The organism is Pseudomonas sp. KH_040 (assembly GCF_057839305.1).
The window spans coordinates 1,669,917-1,693,065 of the sequence record NZ_CM174487.1 but is presented as its reverse complement, the minus strand read 5'-3'; the positions used below and the strand labels follow the sequence as shown (position 1 = coordinate 1,693,065).

The 23,149-nt window shown below is 57.8% G+C and carries 19 protein-coding genes; 7 read left to right on the top strand and 12 right to left on the bottom strand.

What is annotated here, in order from left to right; all coding sequences use genetic code 11:
- Positions 1–10 precede the first annotated feature (10 nt).
- The 3 genes from AC3IUF_RS07615 to speD form a co-directional block, all read right to left on the bottom strand.
- The gene (locus AC3IUF_RS07615; protein ID WP_007914450.1) at positions 11–1,117 is read right to left on the bottom strand and encodes an amidinotransferase; all 1,107 of its coding nucleotides are present in this window, start codon (positions 1,115–1,117) and stop codon (positions 11–13) included.
- 2 nt (positions 1,118–1,119) lie between these two features.
- Positions 1,120–1,992 (bottom strand): spermidine synthase, encoded by an 873-nt coding sequence (locus AC3IUF_RS07610; protein ID WP_007914449.1) that lies wholly within the window; start codon positions 1,990–1,992, stop codon positions 1,120–1,122.
- Positions 1,993–2,053: 61 nt separating this feature from the next.
- On the bottom strand, positions 2,054–2,416 hold the full coding sequence (speD, locus tag AC3IUF_RS07605; RefSeq protein ID WP_007914448.1) for an adenosylmethionine decarboxylase: 363 nt from the start codon (positions 2,414–2,416) through the stop codon (positions 2,054–2,056).
- A 524-nt stretch (positions 2,417–2,940) separates the two neighbouring features.
- On the opposite strand from speD, the gene AC3IUF_RS07600 reads away from it, so the two are divergent.
- Complete coding sequence (locus AC3IUF_RS07600; protein ID WP_007914447.1) at positions 2,941–4,239, top strand: mechanosensitive ion channel family protein; 1,299 nt, start codon at positions 2,941–2,943, stop codon at positions 4,237–4,239.
- A 20-nt stretch (positions 4,240–4,259) separates the two neighbouring features.
- Here the strand turns inward: AC3IUF_RS07600 and AC3IUF_RS07595 are convergent, their stop codons facing one another.
- From AC3IUF_RS07595 to AC3IUF_RS07585, 3 genes are all read right to left on the bottom strand, one after another.
- Positions 4,260–5,126 carry a carboxylate/amino acid/amine transporter gene (locus AC3IUF_RS07595; RefSeq protein WP_007914446.1) on the bottom strand — a complete coding sequence of 289 codons (867 nt, stop codon included), beginning with the start codon at positions 5,124–5,126 and terminating at the stop codon, positions 4,260–4,262.
- Between the two features lie 271 nt (positions 5,127–5,397).
- A complete protein-coding gene (locus AC3IUF_RS07590) occupies positions 5,398–5,997 on the bottom strand; it encodes an FMN-dependent NADH-azoreductase (protein ID WP_414915347.1) in 600 nt (199 codons plus the stop codon).
- Between the two features lie 229 nt (positions 5,998–6,226).
- On the bottom strand, positions 6,227–6,541 hold the full coding sequence (locus AC3IUF_RS07585) for a 3-phosphoglycerate kinase (protein ID WP_123376299.1): 315 nt from the start codon (positions 6,539–6,541) through the stop codon (positions 6,227–6,229).
- Positions 6,542–6,590: 49 nt separating this feature from the next.
- On the opposite strand from AC3IUF_RS07585, the gene AC3IUF_RS07580 reads away from it, so the two are divergent.
- The 5 genes from AC3IUF_RS07580 (at position 6,591) to aqpZ (ending at position 11,704) form a co-directional block, all read left to right on the top strand.
- Positions 6,591–7,514, top strand: coding sequence for a PA3225 family LysR-type transcriptional regulator (locus AC3IUF_RS07580; RefSeq protein ID WP_007914443.1), 924 nt, complete (start codon positions 6,591–6,593; stop codon positions 7,512–7,514).
- A gap of 14 nt (positions 7,515–7,528) precedes the next feature.
- Positions 7,529–8,332: an alpha/beta fold hydrolase gene (locus AC3IUF_RS07575; RefSeq protein WP_095113747.1), complete on the top strand. Its 804-nt coding sequence runs from the start codon at positions 7,529–7,531 to the stop codon at positions 8,330–8,332.
- A gap of 3 nt (positions 8,333–8,335) precedes the next feature.
- Positions 8,336–8,893 carry a peptidylprolyl isomerase A gene (locus AC3IUF_RS07570; RefSeq protein ID WP_007914440.1) on the top strand — a complete coding sequence of 186 codons (558 nt, stop codon included), beginning with the start codon at positions 8,336–8,338 and terminating at the stop codon, positions 8,891–8,893.
- 88 nt (positions 8,894–8,981) lie between these two features.
- On the top strand, positions 8,982–10,814 hold the full coding sequence (locus tag AC3IUF_RS07565; RefSeq protein WP_007914438.1) for an ABC transporter ATP-binding protein: 1,833 nt from the start codon (positions 8,982–8,984) through the stop codon (positions 10,812–10,814).
- A 194-nt stretch (positions 10,815–11,008) separates the two neighbouring features.
- Positions 11,009–11,704 (top strand): aquaporin Z, encoded by a 696-nt coding sequence (aqpZ, locus tag AC3IUF_RS07560; RefSeq protein WP_123376300.1) that lies wholly within the window; start codon positions 11,009–11,011, stop codon positions 11,702–11,704.
- Positions 11,705–11,759: 55 nt separating this feature from the next.
- Here the strand turns inward: aqpZ and AC3IUF_RS07555 are convergent, their stop codons facing one another.
- Entirely contained in the window at positions 11,760–12,884 is a 1,125-nt protein-coding gene (locus AC3IUF_RS07555; protein WP_123376301.1) for a GNAT family N-acetyltransferase, read from the bottom strand.
- Positions 12,885–13,167: 283 nt separating this feature from the next.
- Between AC3IUF_RS07555 and AC3IUF_RS07550 the strand changes: the two genes are divergently transcribed.
- Positions 13,168–14,490 carry a putative porin gene (locus tag AC3IUF_RS07550; protein ID WP_007914428.1) on the top strand — a complete coding sequence of 441 codons (1,323 nt, stop codon included), beginning with the start codon at positions 13,168–13,170 and terminating at the stop codon, positions 14,488–14,490.
- A 195-nt stretch (positions 14,491–14,685) separates the two neighbouring features.
- Here AC3IUF_RS07550 and AC3IUF_RS07545 read toward each other — a convergent pair whose 3' ends face one another.
- From AC3IUF_RS07545 to aceK, 5 genes are all read right to left on the bottom strand, one after another.
- Positions 14,686–14,925 (bottom strand): anti-sigma factor family protein, encoded by a 240-nt coding sequence (locus AC3IUF_RS07545; RefSeq protein WP_095113749.1) that lies wholly within the window; start codon positions 14,923–14,925, stop codon positions 14,686–14,688.
- Positions 14,919–15,530 carry an RNA polymerase sigma factor gene (locus AC3IUF_RS07540; protein ID WP_007914424.1) on the bottom strand — a complete coding sequence of 204 codons (612 nt, stop codon included), beginning with the start codon at positions 15,528–15,530 and terminating at the stop codon, positions 14,919–14,921. Before AC3IUF_RS07540 ends, AC3IUF_RS07545 begins: the two co-directional genes overlap by 7 nt.
- A gap of 137 nt (positions 15,531–15,667) precedes the next feature.
- Entirely contained in the window at positions 15,668–16,789 is a 1,122-nt protein-coding gene (locus tag AC3IUF_RS07535) for a beta-ketoacyl-ACP synthase III (protein WP_007914423.1), read from the bottom strand.
- Between the two features lie 319 nt (positions 16,790–17,108).
- Complete coding sequence (gene hrpA, locus AC3IUF_RS07530; protein WP_414893523.1) at positions 17,109–21,020, bottom strand: ATP-dependent RNA helicase HrpA; 3,912 nt, start codon at positions 21,018–21,020, stop codon at positions 17,109–17,111.
- Between the two features lie 273 nt (positions 21,021–21,293).
- Positions 21,294–23,015, bottom strand: a complete 1,722-nt coding sequence (aceK, locus tag AC3IUF_RS07525; protein ID WP_007918081.1) for a bifunctional isocitrate dehydrogenase kinase/phosphatase — start codon at positions 23,013–23,015, stop codon at positions 21,294–21,296.
- Positions 23,016–23,149: the final 134 nt, after the last annotated feature.

The window sequence follows — 23,149 nt, the reverse complement described above, 5'->3', positions numbered from 1 at the left end:
CCTTCGCTATTCAAGTGTACCGTTGATATTTGCCTGACCTTCTCACATCCAGTGTTGCACAATGGAACGAGCCACCGAATGACTGAAAGTTTCGGAAGTCACAAGGAATCACCTCGTATCCCCAACGTCTGAAGGCGGCAATAAAATCGGCTTCCTGCCGTTCGACAATAACAGTGCGGTCATCCAGCGAGAGCACGTTGGTGTGAATCCATTTGCTGGTCATATATAGCGGGTGCGAGTCTGGAATCGTACTGGGAGGCGGGACCAAAATTTCCCAATCCTTGAAAAACTCCGGCAGTTTGCTTACCCATGCCTTATTGACCAGCACTCGACCGGGAGACAGCGGCATGATTGTGGTGTCGATGTGCATGGGTGAGGCGTCATCAAACTCATAAATATGTATTTTATAGTTTTCTCCAAGCTCTCTTTGCAGCCACTGCACCCCCAACATGTTAGTGACATGGCTGCGTTGCCCGACGATGTCTGCACCAATCCGAAGAAAATCGGCAGCGTCAAAGAGAGGCTCATGCTCCTCGATCACTTGATCAAAGTACTCCTCGGGAAAGGAGTGCCCCTGTTTCCACATCGTATCCCTGAGCATTGGCTTCGGCGCGGATGTAATGTGCGCACCGCGTTTAAAGTAATCGTTCAGAATATCCCTGAATGGAAAAGTCTCAAAGTAGCGACTGCGCCAGGCCATGGGTGTTTCGATAATCTTGTTGCCCAACGCAAACATGCCATCTCTAGGCATGGCGCTGTAATACCCTCCATTCGTAGAGAAGAATGGCGTGACAATGGGTCTGAAATGATCGTGTTCGTTAGGCCTTTTGACCGTAATACCCAATCCTTCGAGCAGTGATGCCAGCCCATCAACCTCTTTTCGAGCGCGCGTCACGTGTTCTTTGTCAAAGCGCTTGCCAGAGTTATCAATAAAAAACTGCTGGGTTCTTTGAGGTATCACTGCCTTCAGGTTCGTGTCCCACTCTGGAATCCTGAAGTCATCAATAATACCTACGATGACCTCTTCCAGCGGATCCCACTCGGTGTAGACACTCACAGGTGATTGAGTGACTTCCTGTTCGATCAATTCACTCTTTTGAATACTTTGAAATTCCATTTTCAATAATCCATGCGCATTACTTTGGGGGCGATCACCGATCTCGATAGCGATACCGCATCGATGTACTGTGGATCGTATTTGCTGCTACTGAGTTTTCGCTGCATTTGTTCAGTAGACAGTTCTACTTTCCCCGCATGGCCAACCAGCCAGACCCAATCCTGTTCATCAACTTCGAAGTAGGTGACGTGGTGAAATACCTTCTGCATCCGCTCGTAAGACTCTTTCAGGGTCTTGCACCGCCATAAGCAAGAGTTACCTGCCTGGGTAATGAATGCGCCATCCGGACTCAGCAAGGATTTTACATCGGCCCAAAAAGACTCATTATAAAGCCCTTCTGTTTCCGGCCCTTCATCGGGTATATCCATCACGATGAGGTCGTAGGTTTTTCCCTTGCCGAGCAAGTTCGTTATGTACTCCTTGCCATCACCGATAATTATTTTTATGGCGCTGTCATCATTGGCACTGACATACCTTTTTATTTCTTCTTCGGTGTATCCATACGGAAGGTGTTCACCGCAGGCTCGCATGCACTCTTCGTCGATATCTACATGAGTGATTTGACTCACCCCTGCTTCCTGAAGAATTTTTACCGCCACCCCCTCGGACGAGCCAATAACCAACGCCGACTGCGGTAAATTTGGCATACTGAGAAGCGCTGGCATTACTTGCCCTTCATGATAAGCCAATTGGCTTAACTCGGAGCTTTGCCGCTCGTTATTACAGAACAGGGTTCTACCGTGGGCGGTATCCGCAATAAGGATATCCTGAAATCTCGTGCGCCCCTGGAAATGCGTTCTGTATATCTGCCACGTTCTGCTGACCCCATCCGATATAGGCTCTTGCAACAACATAGGTTCAGAAACTTCGCTCATCCTCACTACCCTCCTCATGCTGTAACATCCTCATCCATTGATGACTTACATTGAGCTTTACTTACTGACAGCCACGCCTCACAGTCTTTATTTGATGCTCATCACAATCGAGTGCAGCACAGATAAACTCGAAAGCCTTATCCGGATCGCACTGCGTCCCACAAGTGAAAATATCGAGAAATAGCGCGCCGAGTTCCGGGTAGGTATGAAAGGAAGCATGAGACTCTTCCAGTAAAACCAGAACTGTAACGCCTTGCGGATCAAACTGTTTGGACACAGTTCCACAGACTGTTGCGCCCGCTTTAGTCGCCGCAGCGCACAAGAGCTCAGTCAGAAAACTTAGGTCGTTTAGTTTTTTCGGAGCGACATTATAAAGCTCGCCAAGAGTGTGCTTTCCGAAGAAAGCTCCAGAGTTGTTTTCCATGCAAGTTCCGTCTGCAAGGTAGAAAGTTTTTGCAGACTACATTTGCGTTGAACGATAAGTAAATCCGTAGAAGTGTAACTGAATGTTACATTATTTAAAGCACTTCAAAATCATCAACTTAAAACTATTAATAGGCGCTAAAAACCCATAACTAACGATTAGTCAGGATGGTGCGACGTCCATTTTGCTGACCTCTATCAGTGCAAAACTTATTTATTGTGACTTGCCAAAATTAACGTTCTGGATAGATACGCTTCGAGTTCCCAGGCGCTTTACAGGTTTCGCGCCAACCGACAACTTTCTGACGTCATTAATCAATCTAAAAAAAGACGTAAATTCACAAATTCATCTATGCGAACAGCGATCATTCACACCTTGTACGGCGCGCCCGGACAGTGCTATGCCGAGCCCCCCACACACCAATGCAGGCGCATTTTTTGTTGCCTGATTTATCATCAACGGCAATACCGCGCGTTTTAAATGCTCTAATTACTCATCGCGTCTCACAGAAGAATCGTTCTCCCATGGATTTCAAACAGCTCTGGCTTACAGCCCAAGACCTCTGGGGCACCCTGGAACAGCATCCGTTTCTGCAATCCGGCCTGGCGCTGATGTTGCTGTTGGTCATCGCGCTAGTGCTCGGACGAGTTGCGCGCTACCTGATCCTGCACGCCAGCCGCATGCTCGGCCGCCAGCCGGCGCTGCACTGGATCAATGACTTTCGCCATAACAAGGTGTTTCAGCGCCTGGCGCAGATGACGCCGTCGTTGGTCATCCAGTTCGGCCTGCATCTGGTGCCGGAATTAAGCAAAACCGCCATGATCTTTCTTGGCAATGTGGCGTTGTCGTTCACCATTCTTTTCCTGCTGCTCTCGGTCAGCGCCCTTCTCAATGCGTCGCTCGACATCTATGCACGTACCGAACACGCCCGGACGCGCTCGATCAAAGGCTACGTGCAACTGGCGAAGATGGTCTTGTATGTGTTCGGCGCGATCATCATCGTCGCCACACTGATCGACCGCTCACCGCTGTTGCTACTGTCTGGTCTGGGTGCAATGTCGGCGGTGATTCTGTTGGTCTACAAGGACACGCTGCTGTCGTTCGTTGCCAGCGTGCAGTTGACCAGCAACGACATGCTGCGTGTCGGCGACTGGATCGAGATGCCACAGGTCGGCGCTGACGGCGATGTGGTCGACATCACCCTGCACACGGTCAAGGTGCAGAATTTCGACAAGACCATCGTCTCGATCCCGACTTGGCGGCTGATGTCCGAGTCATTCAAGAACTGGCGCGGCATGCAGCAATCGGGTGGGCGACGGATCAAGCGCAGCCTGTTCATCGACGCCAGCGGCGTACGTTTCATCCGTGATGACGAGGAGGAAAAGCTCTCCCAGGTGCATCTGCTCACCGATTACATGAGCCGCAAGAAAGCCGAATTAAAAGCGTGGAACGAGGCCCAGGGCAATGTCGCGGCGATGTCGGCCAACCGTCGACGCATGACCAATATCGGCACTTTCCGCGCCTATGCGCTGGCGTATCTGAAGAGTCATCCGGAGATTCAGCCAAACATGACCTGCATGGTGCGGCAGATGCAGACCACTGCGCAGGGCATTCCGCTGGAGATCTACTGCTTCACCCGCACCACGGCGTGGGCCGATTACGAGCGGATTCAGGGGGATATTTTTGATTATCTGCTGGCGGTATTGCCGGAGTTCGGGCTGAGTCTGTATCAGCAGCCGAGTGGTGGGGATTTGCGCTCTGGATTGCTGCCGGCGGTGCTCGGCGCAGCCAGCATTCCTGAACCGCAGAAACACCTCATGTAACCCCACCACTCCTACAGGGGTTATGCAGTGGCTGGGGATTTGCGGATGCCCAGTCGGCTGATCCATACGGCGGCAAGGATGACGCTGCCACCGAGGAACAATCTTCCAAGTTCCTCATGCTGATTCCAGATCAGCAGATTCAGCAGCAACCCCACCGGTACATGCAAATTGTTCATCACCGCCAGCGTGCCGCCGTTGACCATGCACGCGCCCTTGTTCCACCAATACATGCCCAGCGCGGTCGAGACCAGGCCGAGGAACAGCAACACGCCCCACTGCAACGGTGCTTCCGGCAGGAAATTCGCTTTGCCGAACATCAGGAATGCGGGCAACACCACCGCCAGTGCACCGAGGTAGAAGAAGCCGAAGCGCCGATAGTGCGGTAGATCGCTCGGGTGCTTGGCCACCAGATGCTTATACATCACCTGCCCGGCGGCATAGGTGAAGTTGGCCAGTTGCAGGAGCAGGAAGCCCATGAAGAAGTCCGGACTGATGCTGTCGAAGCGAATCACCGCCGCCCCGCTCACCGCCACCAGCGCGGCGATCAGCGCCCATGGGTTGAAGCGGCGGTTCAGCGCATCTTCGATCAGCGTCACGTGCAGCGGCGTGAGGATGGTGAACAGCAACACTTCGGGCACCGTCAGCACCCGGAAGCTCAGGTACAAGCAGACGTAGGTCACGCCGAACTGCAAGGCGCCGATCAGCAGCATGCCGCGCATGAATGAAGGTTCCACCGAACGCCAGCGGGTCAGTGGAATGAACACCAGCCCGGCCAGCACCACACGCACCAGCACCGCGAAATAGCTGTCGACATGACCGGCCAGGTATTCGCCGATCAGACTGAAGGAAAACGCCTGGATCAGCGTGACAAAAAGTAGATAGCCCATGCTCGCCTCGAAATCGAATGGCGGCGACGATAGCGGTTTTTCCACCCCGCAACCAACAAAAATCCCCCTGTAGGAGCTGCCGCAGTCTGCGGCAGCTCCTACAGGGGATCGGTGAGTTACGGGCAAAAAAAAGCCCGATCTCGCTAATGCGTTCAATCGGGCTACAGCACTCAGGAGCAACAAGTGCAAAGGGAGGTTCGATGCGCGTAGAGCCTTGAAGGGGTTGCGCCAGGTCACTTAAACAATCGGGGATTATCTGGCGATTAACCTATCAAGCGACCTGGGACAGCTTGGCGTTGGCCTGATTCAGGCCTTTCTCCTGGAAGTCGCCACCGAGATTCATGCCTTCGGCGTGAATGAATGTCACGTCGTTGATGCCGATGAAACCCATGACCTGACGCAGGTACGGTTCCTGATGATCCGCCGGGCCGCCGGCGTAGATGCCGCCGCGAGCGGTGAGTACGTAGGCACGTTTGCCGCTGAGCAAGCCTTGCGGGCCGGTTTCGGTGTACTTGAAGGTCACGCCGGCACGCAGCACGTGGTCGAGCCAGGCCTTGAGGGTGCTCGGGATGGCGAAGTTGTACATCGGCGCGGCCATGACCAACACGTCGGCGGCGAGCAATTCATCGGTCAATTCGTTGGAGCGGTTCAGCGAGGCTTGTTCGCTGTCGTTGCGCTGCTCGGCCGGCTTCATCCAGCCGCCCAGCAGGTTGCTGTCCAGGTGTGGCACCGGGTTCGCGGCGAGGTCACGTACGGTGATCTGATCGTTAGGATGCGCCGCCTTCCACTGACTGATGAAAGTCTGGGTCAGTTGACGGGAAACCGAATCTTGTTGGCGGGCGCTGCTTTCAATGATCAGAACGCGGGACATGGTGTGTAGCCTCCATCCGAGAATGTTGTAGGTCGATGGAGTGAAGGTTAAACAGAGTCGAATCGATGAAAAAGCGCAAATAATTGCTGCAAAGTATCGAATAATTCGTTTAGATGCTGAACCATGCTCCTATAGGAGTGAGCCTGCTCGCGATAGCGGTGTGTCAGCTACATCTGTGCTAACTGAAACACCGCTATCGCGAGCAGGCTCACTCCTACAGGGATCGGTGTTATTTCGGGCTGCAGGTCAGTTTGATGCGCAGCTTGATGATCTCGCGGGTGAACTTGGCCGTGGCGTTTTTATGTTTGCCGGCCGGTACCTCGATTGTGCGGATGCGCGGTGCTTCCGGACCATTGCTGAACACCGCTTTGCAGGATGCATCGACATCACCGTAGTTGGCCACCCGAATCGAGCCGATGTCGTTATCGGTGTCGAAGGTTTCGTAATCGATCTTCATGCCATTGAGATCTTTCTGCACATCGATCGGGTACGCAAAAGCAGTCAGCGGAAGCAACGCCAGCAGCACACAACAGAATTTTTTCATTCGGCAGTCTCCATGAGGGACGGCCAGCTTAGGACAAGAGGAGCTATTGATGAAAGCGCCCCGCGTGACCCTGGATCAATGGCGAACATTGCAGGCCGTGGTCGACCACGGCGGATTCGCCCAGGCTGCCGAGGCCTTGCACCGTTCGCAATCGTCGGTGAGTTACACCGTCGCCCGTATGCAGGACCAGCTCGGCGTGCCGTTGCTGCGCATCGATGGGCGTAAAGCCGTGCTCACCGAGGCCGGCGGCGTGTTGCTGCGTCGTTCGCGACAATTGGTGAAACAGGCCAGCCAACTGGAAGATCTCGCCCATCACATGGAACAGGGTTGGGAAGCCGAGGTTCGGCTGGTGGTCGACGCCGCCTATCCAAGTGCGCGGATTGTCCGCGCGTTGACCGCGTTCATGCCGCAAAGTCGCGGTTGCCGCGTGCGTCTGCGCGAGGAAGTGTTGTCGGGTGTCGAGGAAGTGCTGCTCGAAGGTGTGGCCGACCTGGCCATCACTGGCCTGAGCATTCCCGGTTACCTCGGTGCGGAATTGAGCGACGTCGAGTTCGTCGCCGTCGCCCATCCCGATCACCCGCTGCATCGACTCAATCGCGAACTGAGCTTTCAGGATCTGGAGACCCAGATGCAAGTGGTGATTCGCGACTCCGGCCGCCAGCAACCACGGGACGTCGGCTGGCTCGGCGCCGAGCAGCGCTGGACCGTTGGTAGCCTTGCCACGGCGGCCACGTTTGTCAGCAGCGGCCTCGGTTTTGCCTGGCTGCCACGGCACATGATCGAGCGCGAACTGAAAGATGGCTCGCTCAAGCTGCTACCGTTGGACAGGGGCGGCAACCGCAATTCCAGCTTCTATCTGTATTCGAACAAGGACAAACCCTTGGGCCCGGCCACGCAAATCCTCATCGAACTGCTGCGTACCTTCGACACTTTGCCGCTGGACGCACCGTTCGCCGCCCCTGAACAAGCCTGACACGGAGTTCACCGATGGCGTATTTCGAGCACGAAGGTTGCAACCTGCACTACGAGGAATATGGCCACGGTACGCCGTTGCTGCTGGTTCACGGGCTCGGTTCGAGCACACTGGACTGGGAAATGCAGATCCCGGCACTGGCCGCGCATTACCGGGTGATCGTCCCGGATATTCGCGGCCACGGGCGCTCGGACAAACCGCGCGAGCGCTACAGCATCGCCGGTTTCAGTGCCGATATGCTGGCGCTGATCGAGCACTTGAACCTCGGCCCGGTGCACTACGTCGGGCTGTCGATGGGCGGCATGATCGGCTTCCAGTTCGGCGTCGATCAGCCGCAAATGCTGAAAAGCCTGACCATCGTCAACAGCGCACCCGAAGTCAAAATCCGCAGCCGCGACGATTATTGGCAATGGTTCAAACGCTGGAGTCTGATGCGACTGCTGAGCCTCTCCAGCATCGGCAAAGCCCTTGGCGGCAAACTTTTTCCGAAACCGGAACAAGCCGATCTGCGGCAGAAAATGGCCGAACGCTGGGCAAAAAACGACAAACGTGCTTATCTCGCCAGCTTCGATGCGATTGTTGGCTGGGGCGTTCAGGAACGACTTTCCCGAGTGTCCTGTCCAACGCTCGTCATCAGCGCCGACCGTGACTACACGCCTGTCTCGCTGAAAGAAACCTATGTAAAACTGCTGCCGAATGCGCGGCTGGTGGTGATCGCCGATTCGCGCCACGCCACCCCGCTGGATCAACCCGAACGCTTCAACCAAACGCTGCTGGAGTTCCTCGCCGCAGCCGATACTCAATCTCAGGATCACTGACCCATGTTGAAAAAACTCGCCCTCGCCGCTGGTACTGTGCTGTTTGCCGCCAACCTGATGGCTGCCACGCCGGCCAAAGCACCGCACGTGCTGCTGGACACCACCAACGGCCAGATCGAAATCGAACTGGACCCGGTCAAGGCGCCGATCAGTACCAAAAACTTTCTCGATTACGTCAACAGCGGCTTCTACAACAACACCATTTTCCACCGTGTGATCCCGGGCTTTATGGTCCAGGGCGGCGGCTTCACTCAACAGATGCAGCAAAAAGAAACCAAGGCCCCTATCAAGAACGAATCCAAAAACGGCCTGCATAATGTCCGTGGCACACTGTCCATGGCCCGCACCTCTGTACCTGACTCGGCGACCAGCCAGTTCTTCATCAACGTCAAGGACAACGACTTCCTCGACCAAGGCGACGGCTACGCAGTATTCGGCAAAGTGGTCAAAGGCATGGACGTTGTCGACATCATCGTCAACTCGCCAACCACCACCAAAAGCGGCATGAAAGATGTACCTGCCGACCCTGTTTTCATCAAGTCGGCCAAAGTCATCGACTAAGCTGTACAGGGCGTATCGAGCGGCGCTGGCCTGATCCCGCGCCGCTCACACCGATAAAAGGAGAGCCCGTACTCCGGGCGGTTATCTGATGCTCTATCGCCGTTTCGAACAACTGATCGACATATTCCGCGAGGCGCCGACGGCGTCCCCTCCAGATCGCGTCTGGCCCTTCTATACCTATTACCTCAAACAAGTCTGGCCAAGTTTTGCCGCCCTGCTCGTCGTCGGCCTGTTCGCCGCGTTGATCGAAGTGGCACTGTTCAGTTACCTGAGCCGTATCATCGACCTGGCCCAAGGTACACCGAACCCGAATTTCTTCAGCGACCACGCCCTCGAACTGACGTGGATGCTGGTGGTTGCCCTCGTCCTGCGGCCGATTTTCTTCGGCCTGCACGACCTGCTGGTGCATCAAACCTTGAGCCCCGGCATGACCAGCATGATCCGCTGGCAGAACCACAGCTACGTGCTCAAGCAAAGCCTGAACTTCTTCCAGAACGACTTCGCCGGACGCATCGCCCAACGCATCATGCAGACCGGCAACTCGCTGCGTGATTCGGCGGTGCAAGCGGTGGATGCGCTGTGGCACGTAGTGATCTACGCAATCAGTTCGCTGGTGTTGTTCGCCGAGGCTGACTGGCGCCTGATGATCCCGCTGCTGACGTGGATCGTCGCCTACATCGGCGCGTTGTATTACTTCGTTCCGCGCGTGAAAGATCGCTCGGTGGAAGCTTCCGATGCGCGCTCGAAACTGATGGGCCGCATCGTCGACGGCTACACCAACATCGCCACGCTGAAGCTGTTCGCCCACACCAACTTCGAACAGCACTACGCCAAGGAAGCCATCGAAGAACAGACCGTCAAAGCGCGAATGGCCGGCCGCGTCGTCACCAGCATGGACGTGGCGATCACTGCCATGAACGGCCTGCTGATCGTCGGCACCACCGCGTTGGCCCTGTGGTTGTGGACGCAGTCGTTGATCACTGTCGGTGCGATTGCCTTGGCCACCGGCCTGGTCATCCGCATCGTCAACATGTCCGGCTGGATCATGTGGGTGGTCACCGGCATTTTCGAAAACATCGGCATGGTCCAGGACGGTTTGCGCACCATCTCGCAACCGGTCAGCGTCACCGATCACGAACAGGCCAAACCGCTGGACGTGGCCCGTGGCGAAGTGCGTTTCGAGCACGTGGATTTTCACTACGGCAAGAAGCGCGGGATCATTGGCGACCTCAACCTGAACATCAAACCGGGCGAAAAAATCGGTTTGATCGGGCCGTCCGGTGCCGGCAAATCAACGCTGGTCAACCTGTTGCTGCGCCTCTACGACGTCGAGGGCGGGCGGATCATGATCGACGGTCAGAACATCGCCGAAGTCGGCCAGGAAAGCCTGCGCGCGCGGATCGGCATGATCACGCAGGACACCTCGCTGCTGCACCGTTCGATCAGAGACAACTTGCTGTACGGTAAACCCGATGCGACCGATGCCGAGTTGTGGGATGCGGTGCACAAGGCGCGCGCCGATGAGTTCATTCCGCTGTTGTCGGACGCTGAAGGTCGTACCGGGTTTGACGCGCATGTCGGTGAGCGCGGGGTGAAATTGTCCGGTGGCCAGCGCCAGCGCATCGCCATTGCGCGGGTACTGCTCAAGGATGCGCCGATCCTGATCATGGACGAAGCGACCTCGGCGCTGGACTCGGAGGTTGAAGCGGCGATTCAGGAAAGTCTGGAAACCCTGATGCAGGGCAAAACCGTAATCGCCATTGCCCACCGTCTCTCGACCATTGCGCGCATGGATCGGCTGGTGGTGCTGGAGAACGGCAAGATTGCCGAGAGCGGCACCCATGCTGAATTGCTCGCCCACCGTGGTCTGTATGCACGGCTATGGGCGCATCAGACCGGGGGGTTTGTCGGCATCGACTGACCCCTCCAAGAGCGTGGGAACGATCACCGCCACAGCCCGCCAACCACGGGCGCTGGCGGTTTTTTTGTGGCCGCTGGAAATCGGCAAAAAGCCTGCTGTACTCAGCCAAGGCTCCGGAACGGAGCCTGTCGTAAGTCTGCAAGGACGCACAACTCGATGCAGTCTCGATAGCAGGGCTATCAAGGACGCCTCTCATGTCTCTGTTCAAACGTTCAGTCACTGAGTTGTTGGGTACGTTCTGGTTGGTATTGGGTGGTTGCGGCAGCGCGGTGATCGCCGCGTCTTCACCGTTGGGAATCGGGGTGCTGGGGGTGGCCCTGGCGTTTGGTCTGACGGTGCTGACCATGGCGTTCGCCATCGGCCACATCAGCGGATGTCACCTCAACCCGGCCGTTTCGGTCGGTCTGTTCGTCGGCGGTCGGTTTCCGGCCAAAGAGCTGCCCGCTTACATCATTGCCCAAGTGCTCGGCGCAATTCTCGCGGCAGCGCTGATTGCGCACATCGCCAGCGGCAAAGAGGGCTTCGATATCGCCGCCGGCCTGGCGTCCAACGGTTATGGCGAACACTCGCCGGGCAAGTATTCGATGGCCGCCGGGTTTGTCACTGAGTTGGTGATGACCGCGATGTTTGTGATCATCATCCTCGGCGCCACCGATAGACGCGCACCACCAGGACTGGCACCGATCGCCATCGGCCTGGGCCTGACGCTGATCCACCTGATCTCGATTCCGGTCACCAACACTTCGGTAAACCCGGCCCGCAGCACGGGGCCGGCACTGATGGTCGGGGGCTGGGCGATCGCGCAACTGTGGATGTTCTGGGTCGCGCCGTTGATTGGCGCGGTGGTCGGTGGCGGGATTTATCGCTGGTTGGGCAAGGAAGCAACCTGAGGGGGTGCCTAAGATCCCTTTGTAGGAGCTGCCGAAGGCAGCTCCTACAGGGGATTTATGTCTGACGGTAGGGTAAGGCTGTTTTGGCTTCTTCGGCGTAGGCGAGGATGCCGGCGCGTTCCTGATGCAGGAAATCTTTCACTGCTGCTTTCAGACCTGGATGCCGCAGATAATGCCAAGAGTGGGTGATCACCGGTTCAAACCCACGAATCAGCTTGTGCTCGCCCTGAGCGCCAGCATCGAAACGCTGATAACCCTGTGCAATCGCGTAATCCATGCCCTGATAAAAACAGGTCTCGAAGTGCAGTCGATCAAACTCCGCCAGACAACCCCAATAGCGGCCGTAGAAACTGTCGCCACCGACCAGACTGAAGGCCATCGCCACCGGCCGTGAGCCCTGTTTGGCCAGCACCACGCGGATTGCCTCGGGCATGCGCTCGGCCAGCAGACTGAAAAACTCTCGCGTCAGATATGGCGTTTGCCGACGCACTGCATAGGTATTGGCGTAACAGGCGTAGACAAAATCCCACTGCGCCTCGTCCAGCTCGCGCCCCTCCAGCCATTCGAACTCAAAGCCCTGCCCCGCCACCTGCTCGCGTTCCTTGCGCATCTGCTTGCGCTTGCGCGAACTGAGCACGTCGAGGAAATCCTGGAAGTCACGATACCCACGATTCTGCCAGTGATACTGACAGCCGATGCGTTGCAGCCAGCCCGGTTGTTCGGCCATCGCCGCGTCGGTAAACGGGTCGGTGAAATTGATGTGCGCGCTGGAAAGCCCTTCAATTTCCAGATAGCCGGGCAGGCTCTTGAGCAGTTCAAAACCGTCTTCGACATTGGCCGCCAACAAGCGCGGGCCGCTGACCGGACTGAATGGTACGGCGCTCAACAGTTTGGGGTAGTAATCGATGCCGGCGCGGGCGCAGGCGTCGGCCCAGCCATGATCGAACACGTACTCGCCGTAGGAATGCCACTTGCGATAACTGGGTAACGCGGCGATCAGACGATCATCTTCGATGTGCAGCAAATGCTCAGGTTGCCAGCCGGTGTGGGGGCCAACGCTGCCGCTGTCTTCCAGCGCGCTGAGAAAGGCATGGCGCAGAAATGGCTGGTTTTCAGGCACCAGCGCATCCCAGCTTGCGGGAGCGATTTGCGACAGGTTTTGCAGGCGTTGCAACGGCATCAAAAAGCTCTCCACAACAGGACTTCAGCGCCCGGCGAGTATCGCCGATTGCGCGGCATTGCACACCCGCAATCGGCCGACAGCGCTCTAGATCAATAGTTCAGGGCGAATCGATATCGTCATCAACCTGCCATCACTGTGCCACTGCTCTGTCATAAACCATCGCGATACTGGCGCCTGTTTTTAGAGCGCCGGGTTCTACCCGGACACTGTTTTCCGACGTTCGAATCGTCGGTTGTGCCCCGGATGGTTCAGCCATCCCCTCTCATCTTCGGAGATTGCTATGCGTCTTGCTTCCACGAAAACTGCGGCGGCCCTGTGCGGTGGCTTGTTGCTGGCCATGAGTGTTCCGGCCAGTGCTGCAGTCGACGCCAAACTGCTCGACATGCTCAAGGCTAACGGTTCCATTTCCCAGGCGCAGTACATCGAACTGCAAACTGAACTGGCCAAGGATCAGAAGGCTCAGCAAATCGCGCAGCAGGCGCAGCAAGAGACCAACGAACAAGTCGCTGCTGTTGCGAAGAAGACCAACGAGCAAAGCGTCTTCGACCAGAAACTCGCTTGGGCCGCAAAGACCCAGTTCAAGGGCGATGTGCGGATCCGTCAGGAAACCATCAAGATCGACGGCGAACCGAACAACGGTGGCCGCGACAAGGATCGTCAGCGCATCCGTGCCCGTCTGGGTGCCTACACCGAGATCAACCCGCAAGTCGACACCGGCATCCGTATCGCCACCGGCGGCGGCGATGATGCCCGTTCGACCAACCAGGACCAGGACAACTACTTCGACAAGAAGCAGATCTGGCTCGACCTGGGTTACATCGACTACCACCCTGACCAGATCAAGAACCTGCACATCATCGGCGGCAAGATGCTCCAGCCGTGGGTCAGCATGGGCGACGTGATCTGGGACAGCGACATCAACCCGGAAGGTCTGGCCGTTACCTACAAATACCCGTTGGGCAGCAGCGCCGAATTGTTCGGCAGCCTGGGTAACTACAACCTCAAGGACAACGTCGACGGCGATGGCGTGCAATTCCGTCACGACCTGCGTCTGACCGCTGGCCAGTTGGGTAGCCGCTTCAACATCACCGACAACCTGAAAGTCACCTTGGGCGGCAGTGTCTACGCCTACCAGAACGACGAAGACAGCCGCTGCACCGGCACTTCCACACCGTGCGCCCTGGCGGTCAACGGCAACTCGGCCAACAACGAATTCCGTCTGTATGAAGGGTTCAGCCAGGTTGATATCGGCGGTCTGCCGATGCCGCTGTCGTTCTACGGTCAGTACGTGAAGAACAACGATGCCGTAACCGATCAGGACACCGCGTGGCTGTTGGGTGCCAAGTCGAAAGTCTTCGGCCTGAACCTCGATTACAACTATCGTGACGTGCAGCGCAACGCTGTGGTCGGCGCCTTCACCGACTCTGACTTCGCCAACGGCACCACCGGTTCGCGTGGCCACAAGTTCAAGGTCGGTTACGACATCGACAAGAACTTCGCCATTGGCGCGACGTACTTCCTGACCAAGGCCGACTTCGCCAGCCGTACCCAGCGTGACGCTGACGCCAACACCCTGCAGCTGGATGCGGAAGCCAAGTTCTAAAACGCTTCACCCTTTAGCCCGGTGCGGGCGGGACGATCCCCATCATCCGTTCGTTTCGCTCGCGCCGGGCTATTTCTGCAGGATGCAAAAATCCCCTATAGGAGCTGCCGAAGGCTCGGGCCGCGATCGGACGATCGTTTGATCTTGATCTTAAAAAAGATCAAAAGATCGCAGCCTCGTTTCACTCGACAGCGCCTACAGGGGATTATCTTTTCGTCGTTGCTCGGCCAGACGTTCGGCCAGTTCTTCGACGCCTTCTTCCGGATTCTCCGGCAGCGCCTTCAAGGTCGCTTGCATCAAACGCATCTGACGAATGAAACGCCGACAGTTCGGGCAAAACATCAGGTGATGACGCACCATCAGCTTTTCGCGAAAGCTCAATTGGCCATCGAGATAATCACTGGAGCGCGCCACTTGTTCCTTACAGGTCAGCATTCTCCGGTCTCCTCAAAATGCTCCACGGTCGCGAAGACTTTCAGCCGCGCACGATGCAGCAGCACACGGACATTGGAGAGCGAGATCTCCAGAAGATTACAGATCTCCTCCAGCTCCAATCCCTGGCGCTCGCGCAACAGCAAAACGCTGCTTTGCAGTTCCGACAGGCTCAGCAGTGTGTGCTCGAGACAGTCGCGCAATTCGCCTTCAGTGAGCAGCGCTTCGGGGGTGTCCTGGTGCCAGGCGAATGGAGCGACCAGCCAATGGCCGTCACCGGGAGAAAAGCGGTCGTCGTCGATCGTGCCATGAGGCGATGGCAAATCATCCATCAACACTTCCCGGCGATTTTGCTTATAACGACTTTTGGCCGAGTTGGCCGTGATGGTCAACAGCCAGGTCTTGAGACTGGAGCGGCCTTCGAAGCTGGCAATGTGACGCACCACCGACAACCAGGCGTCCTGCACCACTTCTTCGACGTGACGCTGGCCGACAATCGCATACGCCACAGCGCGCATGGCGCTCTGATACGTCGTCACCAGTTCCTTGAAAGCCTGTTGCTCGCCCGCCAGCAGGCGCGCAAGCAGTTGGGTGTCGTCAGCCGCCATCCAGAAATTTCCTTGTGCCGATTCCGAAAATGATAGCGGCAGGTCTTCACCTGCCGCCATTTCCGAAAAATTACAGCGTTTGAGCCGATTCGGATGTAGGAAAGGTCGGCGCGATTAAGAGGAAATTAAACCTCTTTTCAACGCTTGCGCAGAATCACGCTGCCGATCGAATAGCCCGCACCGAACGAACTCAAGACAGCCAGCGAACCGGCAGCCAGATCGTCCTGATATTTGTGGAAGGCAATCACCGAACCGGCGGAGCTGGTATTGGCATAAGTATCGAGAATCACCGGCGCTTCTTCTTCGGTGGCCTCGCGGCCGAGCAGTTTGCGCACGATCAGGTGGTTCATGCTCAGGTTGGCCTGGTGCAGCCAGAAACGTTTCACGTCACCGACATTGAGCTGGTTCTCTTGCAGATGCTCGCCGATCAGCTCGGCAACCATCGGGCAGACATCCTTGAACACCTTGCGGCCTTCCTGCACGAACAGCTTGTCGCGGGTACCGATACCCTCTTCCGCTGCGCGGTTGAGGAAGCCAAAGTTGTTGCGGATGTTGTTGGAGAACTTGGTCAGCAGTTTGGTGCTGACCACGTCGAACTGGTGCTTGGACGTCGCAGTGTCAGCACGCTCGATGATCACCGCAGTCGCGGCGTCGCCGAAGATGAAGTGGCTGTCGCGGTCGCGGAAGTTCAGGTGACCGGTGCAGACTTCCGGGTTGACCATCAGGATCGCCCGGGCCTGGCCCAGTTGCACGCTGTTGGCCGCTGCCTGAATGCCGAAGGTCGCCGAGGAGCAGGCCACGTTCATGTCAAAACCAAAGCCTTGAATGCCCAAGGCTTCCTGGACTTCGATGGCGATGGCCGGGTAAGCGCGTTGCAGGTTGGAACAGGCAACGATCACACCGTCGATGTCAGCGGCAGTTTTGCCGGCGCGTTGCAGGGCCTGTTCGGCAGCGCCAATGGCCATTTGGCAAAGCACCGACCATTCGTCGTTGGAACGCTCCGGCAGGCGTGGGGCCATGCGTTGTGGATCAAGGATGCCGTCCTTGTCCATGACAAAGCGGCTCTTGATGCCAGAAGCCTTTTCGATGAACGCGGCGCTGGATTCGGTCAGGGCCTGGACTTCGCCGCTGGCAATGGCCTCGGCGTTGTCGGCGTTGAACTGGGCGACGTAGGCGTTGAAAGACTGCACCAGCTCTTCGTTGGAGATGCTGTTGGCCGGGGTGTACAGGCCGGTGCCGCTGATGACGACGTTATGCATGGTCGTTTCTCTAATCTGTTCAGGCAGAAAGTGCTGGAACCGTCGTACCAACACACAAAGGGTCTATTCCCATCCGGGGGACGCAAACCTGGCATCGCTTTATTCCGTCTCGCACCACGGCCGAAGGCTCTGGGTCGCGAAACCGGCGTTTATGGTCGCGAAGTTTGCCATAAACGCGGACTTTTGGCGCCTTTCTCAAGATCAACACGGATGATCGTTCCCACGCTCCTGCGTGGGAATGCAGCCCGTGACGCTCCGCGTCACTGGACGCGGAGCGTCCCCAGAGGCATTCCCACGCAGAGCGTGGGAATGATCAGCGTTACGGTTCGACCTGGCTCCACTGTTTGTTCAGGCGTTTGTCGGAAATCGGCACTTTGGTGCCCAACTGTTGGGCAAACAGTGAGACCCGGTATTCCTCCAGCCACCAGCGATACAGCTCAAGCTGCGGGTCGCGTTTGCCTTCCTGCGCATGTTTGGCGGCACGGGTCTGGTATTGCGCCCAGAGGCCGGCGAGCTCACCGCTCCAGACGCGATCCTTCTGCACCTGCGCGCCGAGTTTTTCGAAGCGCTGTTCGACCGCTTTCAGGTAGCGCGGCAACTCCTTGAGCCACTGCATCGGCGTCTCGCGGACGAAACCCGGATACACCAGATTGTTGATTTGCTGCTTGATGTCATTCAGCGCCACGGCTTGCGCCAGATCGATCTTGCCCTTGAAGCGCTTTTGCAGGCCGTGCCAGAGCTTGAGAATCTCCAGCGTCAACCGGGCCACGCGCTCGGCGTGCTCGGTCCAGTTGCCGCGTTTGCGCTCGGCCAATGCCGCCAACCCGGCGCCATCACGGGGCAACGGGTCTTCGCCTTCAAGAATGCAGCTGTCGAGACTGGCCAGCAGAATGTCTTCAACCAGCGCATCAACGCGGCCCAGCTCGCGATAGAGCAAGCCCAGTTCGGTCTGCCCCGGCAACTTGCCGCGCAAGAATTTGGCCGGCTCCGCCAATTGCTGCAGCAACAAACGCTGCAAGGCGCGACGATGCTGGAACTCAGCCTCGGCCGGGGTCGAGAAGCGCCCTTCCTTGACCGTACCGCCCTCTTCGACCAGTGCCGGATACACCGTCATCGACAGCCCGGCGATCTTCTGCTGGGTCTTTTCCGCCACCGGGGCGAAGACTTTCGCCTCCACCGGTTGCTGGCTTTTCGCGCTCTGCGGCACGGCCAGTGCAGCCTGACTGGCTTCGGCAAACCGCGCAGTCAGCTCGGCCAGGTCGCGACCTTCACCGAGGAATTTGCCCTGACCATCGACGATTTCCAGGTTCATCCGCAGATGCCCTTCGACGCCTTGCTCAGCTTCTGCCCACGCCTCATCGCTGACCCGCGCGCCGGTCATGCGCAGCAATTCGCGGCCCAGCGCTTGCGGCAACGAACCTTCAGCAAAGGTCATGCGTTGCAAGGCAGCCTTGATGAAGTCCGGCACCGGCACAAAATTCTTGCGCAGCGCTTTCGGCAAGTTGCGCACGAGTGCGATGCACTTGGCCTCGATCAGCCCCGGCACCAACCACTCCAGGCGTTCCGGCGGCAGCATCGGCAACAGCGGTGCCGGTACGCGCAGGGTCACACCGTCACGCGGGTGATTGGGTTCGAAGTGATAGGTCAGCGCCAGCTCCAGATCGCCGATGTGCAGAGTGTCCGGGTAATCGCGCGCGGTGACTTCACTGGCCTCGCGGGCCAACACGTCTTCTTCGCGCATGATCAACAGCTGCGGATTCTTCTGGCTGTTGATCCGGTACCAACTGTCGAAGGTCGCGGTCTGGTGAATCTCCGCCGGCAGCCGCGCATCGTAAAACGCATACAAGGTTTCTTCGTCGGCGAGAATGTCGCGGCGACGAGCCTTGGCTTCCAGTTCGTCGAGCTGTTCCAGCAGTTGCTGGTTGGCGGTCAGGCACTTGGCTTTCGACTGAATCTCGCCACGTACCAGACCTTCGCGAATAAACAACTCACGGGAAACCACTGGATCGACCGGGCCGTAATGCACCGGACGGCGGCCGACCACGATCAGCCCGAACAGGGTGATCTGTTCAAACGCCACGACCTGACCGCGCTTCTTCTCCCAGTGCGGTTCGAAATGGTTTTTCTTGATCAAGTGCCCGGCCAGCGGCTCGATCCAGTCGGCGTCGATCTTGGCGACCATGCGCGCGTAAAGCTTGGTGGTTTCCACCAGTTCGGCGGTCATCAGCCATTGCGGACGCTTCTTGCCGATGCCCGACGACGGATGAATCCAGAAGCGTCGCTGACGCGCACCGAGGTAGTCGCCGTCTTCGGTTTTCTGGCCGATCTGGCTGAGCAACCCGACCAGCACGGCTTTGTGCAGTTTCGGATAATCCGCCGGCTCTTTATTCAGGCTCAACTGCATGTCGCGGCAGATCAGGCTCAACTGGCGGTGAGAATCACGCCACTCGCGCAGACGCAGGTAGTTGAGGAAATTCTTGCGGCACCAATTGCGCAATGGGCTTGCGGTCAACGCCTGGCGCTGCTCTTCAAAACCACGCCACAGATTCACCAGACCGGCGAAGTCCGAATCGACATCCTTCCACTGTGCGTGAGCCTGATCGGCCGCTTGCTGACGCTCCGGCGGGCGTTCGCGCGGGTCCTGGATCGACATGGCGCTGGCGACGATCAACACTTCCTGCAGGCTGCCGAGCTTGGCCGCTTCAAGCAACATGCGGCCCATGCGCGGGTCGACCGGCAGGCGTGCCAACTGACGACCGAGCGGCGTCAGCTGGCTGTTGCGATCGACTGCCGAGAGTTCTTGCAGCAGGTTGAAACCGTCGCTGATCGCCTTGCCATCCGGCGGCTCGATGAACGGGAACGCGGTGATCTCGCCGAGGCGCAGATGCAGCATCTGCAAAATTACAGCGGCGAGGTTGGTGCGCAGAATCTCCGGGTCAGTGAACTCCGGGCGCCCATTAAAATCTTCTTCGCTGTACAACCGAATGCAGATGCCCGGCTCGACCCGGCCGCAGCGACCTTTACGCTGATTGGCGCTGGCCTGGGAAATCGCCTCGATCGGCAAGCGCTGGACTTTGGCGCGATAGCTGTAGCGGCTGATGCGCGCGGTGCCGCTGTCGATCACGTAGCGGATGCCCGGCACGGTCAGCGAAGTCTCGGCAACGTTGGTCGCCAGCACCACGCGACGGCCCGGGTGCGACTGGAAAATCCGCTGCTGTTCGGCCGGCGACAGGCGCGCGTACAACGGCAGAATTTCAGTGTGTTTGATTTGCGCTTTGCGCAGCATGTCGGCGGCGTCACGAATCTCGCGCTCGCCGGGCAAGAACACCAGCACATCACCGGGACTGCGACGCTCGCTGCGCTCGTAAGCGGCGATTTCGTCGAGGGTCGCGAGGATCGCCTGATCCACCGTCAGGTCATCCTCGACGCGGTTGCCCTCTTCGTCCTGCTCCAGCGTCAGCGGGCGATACCAGGTGTCTACCGGGAAAGTGCGACCGGACACTTCAACAATCGGCGCATCATCGAAGTGCTTGGAGAAGCGCTCCAGATCGATGGTCGCCGAAGTGATGATGACTTTCAGATCCGGGCGACGCGGCAGCAGGGTTTTCAGATAACCGAGCAGGAAATCGATGTTGAGGCTGCGTTCGTGGGCTTCGTCGACGATGATCGTGTCGTAGCGTTCGAGGTAGCGGTCGTTCTGGGTTTCCGCGAGCAGGATGCCGTCGGTCATCAGCTTGATCAGGGTGTTGGAATCGCTTTGATCCTCGAACCGCACCTGATAGCCGACCAGCGCACCGAGCGGCGTGCCGAGTTCTTCGGCGACGCGGCTGGCGACGCTGCGAGCAGCGATTCGGCGCGGTTGGGTGTGGCCGATCAGACCGTGCTGACCGCGACCGATTTCCAGGCAGATTTTCGGCAACTGGGTGGTTTTGCCCGACCCGGTTTCGCCGGCGATGATCAACACCTGATGCTTTTCCAGCGCCTTCTTGATCTCGTCGCGCTTGGCCGCAATCGGCAGACTGTCGTCATAACGAATCACCGGCAGGCTGGCCTTGCGCGCCAGCACCTGATCACAGGACGCCTGCATGCGCGTCACCCACTGGGCCAGTTTGTCCTCGTCAGGCTTCTTGCGCAGCTCAAGCAACTGCCGCCGCAGCCGGTGACGGTCGGCAAGCATGGCGTGATCGAGGTTTTTCAGCAGTTTGTCGATGGAGGGCGATTCGTCGGTCATCGGGTAGGCAATTCGGTCGTCTATATGTGCAGGGGCGGATTGTCGCAGATTTGGGGGATTTGTGGCGTGTCAGGGGGATTGCGGCCCTCACCCTAGCCCTCTCCCTGAGGGAGAGGGAACCGATTGGGGGATGCTTCAAAGGTACATCGACCTGAAAGAGCTTTGCCGAACCCATAATCGCCAAGGCATTTCAGGTCGGCGTTTGACTTGAGACACCTCGGTCGGCCCCCTCTCCCTCTGGGAGAGGGCTGGGGTGAGGGGCTTTTAAAAGAGTTATTCGTTATCGAGGCCTTTGCGCCGATACGGGAAGACGTCGATGACTTTGCCGGCGCGAATCGCCTCCTGCAAACTCTTCCAGTAATCAGCGTTATACAACTCGCCATGCAACTGATCGAACAACTTGCGCTGCCCCGAATCAGCAAACAGAAACGGCGGAAACTCCTCGGGAAACACATCCAGCGGCCCGATCGAATACCACGGTTCGGAGGCCATCTCATCTTCGGGCGTGCGCGGCGCAGGAATGTGACGGAAGTTGGCCTCGGTCAGAAAGCAGATCTCGTCGTAGTCATAAAACACCACACGGCCGTGCCGGGTGACGCCAAAGTTCTTCAGCAGCATGTCACCGGGAAAGATATTCGCCGCCGCCAGTTGCTTGATCGCCAGGCCGTAATCCTCCAGCGCCTCGCGCACCTGCGCGTCGTTGGCGTTCTCCAGATACAGATTGAGCGGGGTCATTCGCCGCTCGGTCCAGCAGTGACGGATCAGCACCGTGTCGCCCTCGACTGACACCGTTGATGGCGCCACCTCCAGCAGTTCTTCAAGACAGGCCGGATCAAACTTGCTCAGCGGAAAACGGAAGTCGGCGAACTCCTGGGTATCGGCCATGCGCCCTACCCGGTCGACACTTTTCACCAATCGGTACTTCTCGATCACCGTGGCGCGATCGACGTTTTTCGACGGCGAAAAACGGTCCTTGATGATCTTGAACACGGTGTTGAAGCCCGGCAGGGTGAACACGCTCATGACCATGCCGCGCACACCCGGCGCCATGATGAACTGGTCGTCGGTGTTGGCCAGATGGTTGATCAGCGCGCGGTAAAACTCGGATTTGCCGTGCTTGTAGAAACCGATCGAGGTGTACAACTCGGCAATGTGCTTGCCCGGCAAAATGCGCCGCAGGAAGCCGATAAACTCCGCCGGCACCGGTACGTCGACCATGAAATACGAACGGGTGAACGAGAAGATGATCGACACGTCAGCTTCGTCGGTGATCAGCGCGTCGATCTGAATCCCGCGCCCTTCGCGGTGCAACAGCGGGATCACCAGCGGCCATTGCTCGTCGCGGGTGTAGATGCGCCCGACCAGATACGCGCCCTTGTTACGGTACAGCACCGAGGAAAACAGCTCGACGCTGAGTTCCGGGTCCTTGCACACCCAGTCCGGCAGGTTCTCGCGCAGTTGCGCTTCGAGCCGGCGCAGGTCACCCGGCAAATCGGCGTAGTCCTCGCTGAAACGGTAGTCGGCAAAAATACTCGCGAGCATCCCCGACAGTTGTCCCTGCGGCTTGTATGTGCGGGTTTGCGCAGCGCGGGCGCGGCGCAGGCTCGGGCGCGTGGTGTGGATGAACATGCAGCCGTCGCTGATCAGGTCGTGGCTGAACAGCCCGCAGAAAATCGAGTTGTACCAGGTCTCGGACAGCTCATCGTCGAAGCGCAGGTCGATGACGCTGATGTAAGCGCTTTTCACCAGCGGCCAGCAGCTGACATTCATCAGCGTTTCGTCGTCGAAGTATTCGCGCAGGCGGGCGATGGTTTCGCCGACCTTTTCTTCGTAAAGGTTGATCCGTGCTGCCGACGCCGTTTGCGTCTCCTGCCAGCGCGCCTGCTCGAAGCGCTCCCGGGCACCGTCGGTGATGCGCCGGAAATGCTCGCGGTAATCGTCAAAGCCATCGAGGATCATGCGGGCGATGTCGGTGGCTGGCCATTGCTGCGGCATAGATAAGACCTCGGCGTGCATTGGGAAATCTGTGCCTGAGCTTAGCCACGGATACGCGCGCAGGTGAAGTGCAATTTCTGCCAAATCTGCGTCAGGGTTGTACAGCGACACAGTTTTTAGCAAAGTTTTTTAAA

What these genes read in the sequence shown, in the direction of transcription:
- AC3IUF_RS07540 (WP_007914424.1), bottom strand. Translation starts at nt 15,530, where the DNA reads ATGGCGGCTGACGACACCCAACTGCTTGCGCGCCTGCTGGCGGGCGAG.
- AC3IUF_RS07550 (WP_007914428.1), top strand. Translation starts at nt 13,168, where the DNA reads ATGCGTCTTGCTTCCACGAAAACTGCGGCGGCCCTGTGCGGTGGCTTG.
- AC3IUF_RS07575 (WP_095113747.1), top strand. Translation starts at nt 7,529, where the DNA reads ATGGCGTATTTCGAGCACGAAGGTTGCAACCTGCACTACGAGGAATAT.
- aqpZ (WP_123376300.1), top strand. Translation starts at nt 11,009, where the DNA reads ATGTCTCTGTTCAAACGTTCAGTCACTGAGTTGTTGGGTACGTTCTGG.
- AC3IUF_RS07610 (WP_007914449.1), bottom strand. Translation starts at nt 1,992, where the DNA reads ATGAGCGAAGTTTCTGAACCTATGTTGTTGCAAGAGCCTATATCGGAT.
- AC3IUF_RS07570 (WP_007914440.1), top strand. Translation starts at nt 8,336, where the DNA reads ATGTTGAAAAAACTCGCCCTCGCCGCTGGTACTGTGCTGTTTGCCGCC.
- AC3IUF_RS07555 (WP_123376301.1), bottom strand. Translation starts at nt 12,884, where the DNA reads ATGCCGTTGCAACGCCTGCAAAACCTGTCGCAAATCGCTCCCGCAAGC.
- AC3IUF_RS07545 (WP_095113749.1), bottom strand. Translation starts at nt 14,925, where the DNA reads ATGCTGACCTGTAAGGAACAAGTGGCGCGCTCCAGTGATTATCTCGAT.
- AC3IUF_RS07580 (WP_007914443.1), top strand. Translation starts at nt 6,591, where the DNA reads ATGAAAGCGCCCCGCGTGACCCTGGATCAATGGCGAACATTGCAGGCC.
- speD (WP_007914448.1), bottom strand. Translation starts at nt 2,416, where the DNA reads ATGGAAAACAACTCTGGAGCTTTCTTCGGAAAGCACACTCTTGGCGAG.
- AC3IUF_RS07600 (WP_007914447.1), top strand. Translation starts at nt 2,941, where the DNA reads ATGGATTTCAAACAGCTCTGGCTTACAGCCCAAGACCTCTGGGGCACC.
- AC3IUF_RS07585 (WP_123376299.1), bottom strand. Translation starts at nt 6,541, where the DNA reads ATGAAAAAATTCTGTTGTGTGCTGCTGGCGTTGCTTCCGCTGACTGCT.
- aceK (WP_007918081.1), bottom strand. Translation starts at nt 23,015, where the DNA reads ATGCCGCAGCAATGGCCAGCCACCGACATCGCCCGCATGATCCTCGAT.
- hrpA (WP_414893523.1), bottom strand. Translation starts at nt 21,020, where the DNA reads ATGACCGACGAATCGCCCTCCATCGACAAACTGCTGAAAAACCTCGAT.
- AC3IUF_RS07615 (WP_007914450.1), bottom strand. Translation starts at nt 1,117, where the DNA reads ATGGAATTTCAAAGTATTCAAAAGAGTGAATTGATCGAACAGGAAGTC.
- AC3IUF_RS07565 (WP_007914438.1), top strand. Translation starts at nt 8,982, where the DNA reads ATGCTCTATCGCCGTTTCGAACAACTGATCGACATATTCCGCGAGGCG.
- AC3IUF_RS07535 (WP_007914423.1), bottom strand. Translation starts at nt 16,789, where the DNA reads ATGCATAACGTCGTCATCAGCGGCACCGGCCTGTACACCCCGGCCAAC.
- AC3IUF_RS07590 (WP_414915347.1), bottom strand. Translation starts at nt 5,997, where the DNA reads ATGTCCCGCGTTCTGATCATTGAAAGCAGCGCCCGCCAACAAGATTCG.
- AC3IUF_RS07595 (WP_007914446.1), bottom strand. Translation starts at nt 5,126, where the DNA reads ATGGGCTATCTACTTTTTGTCACGCTGATCCAGGCGTTTTCCTTCAGT.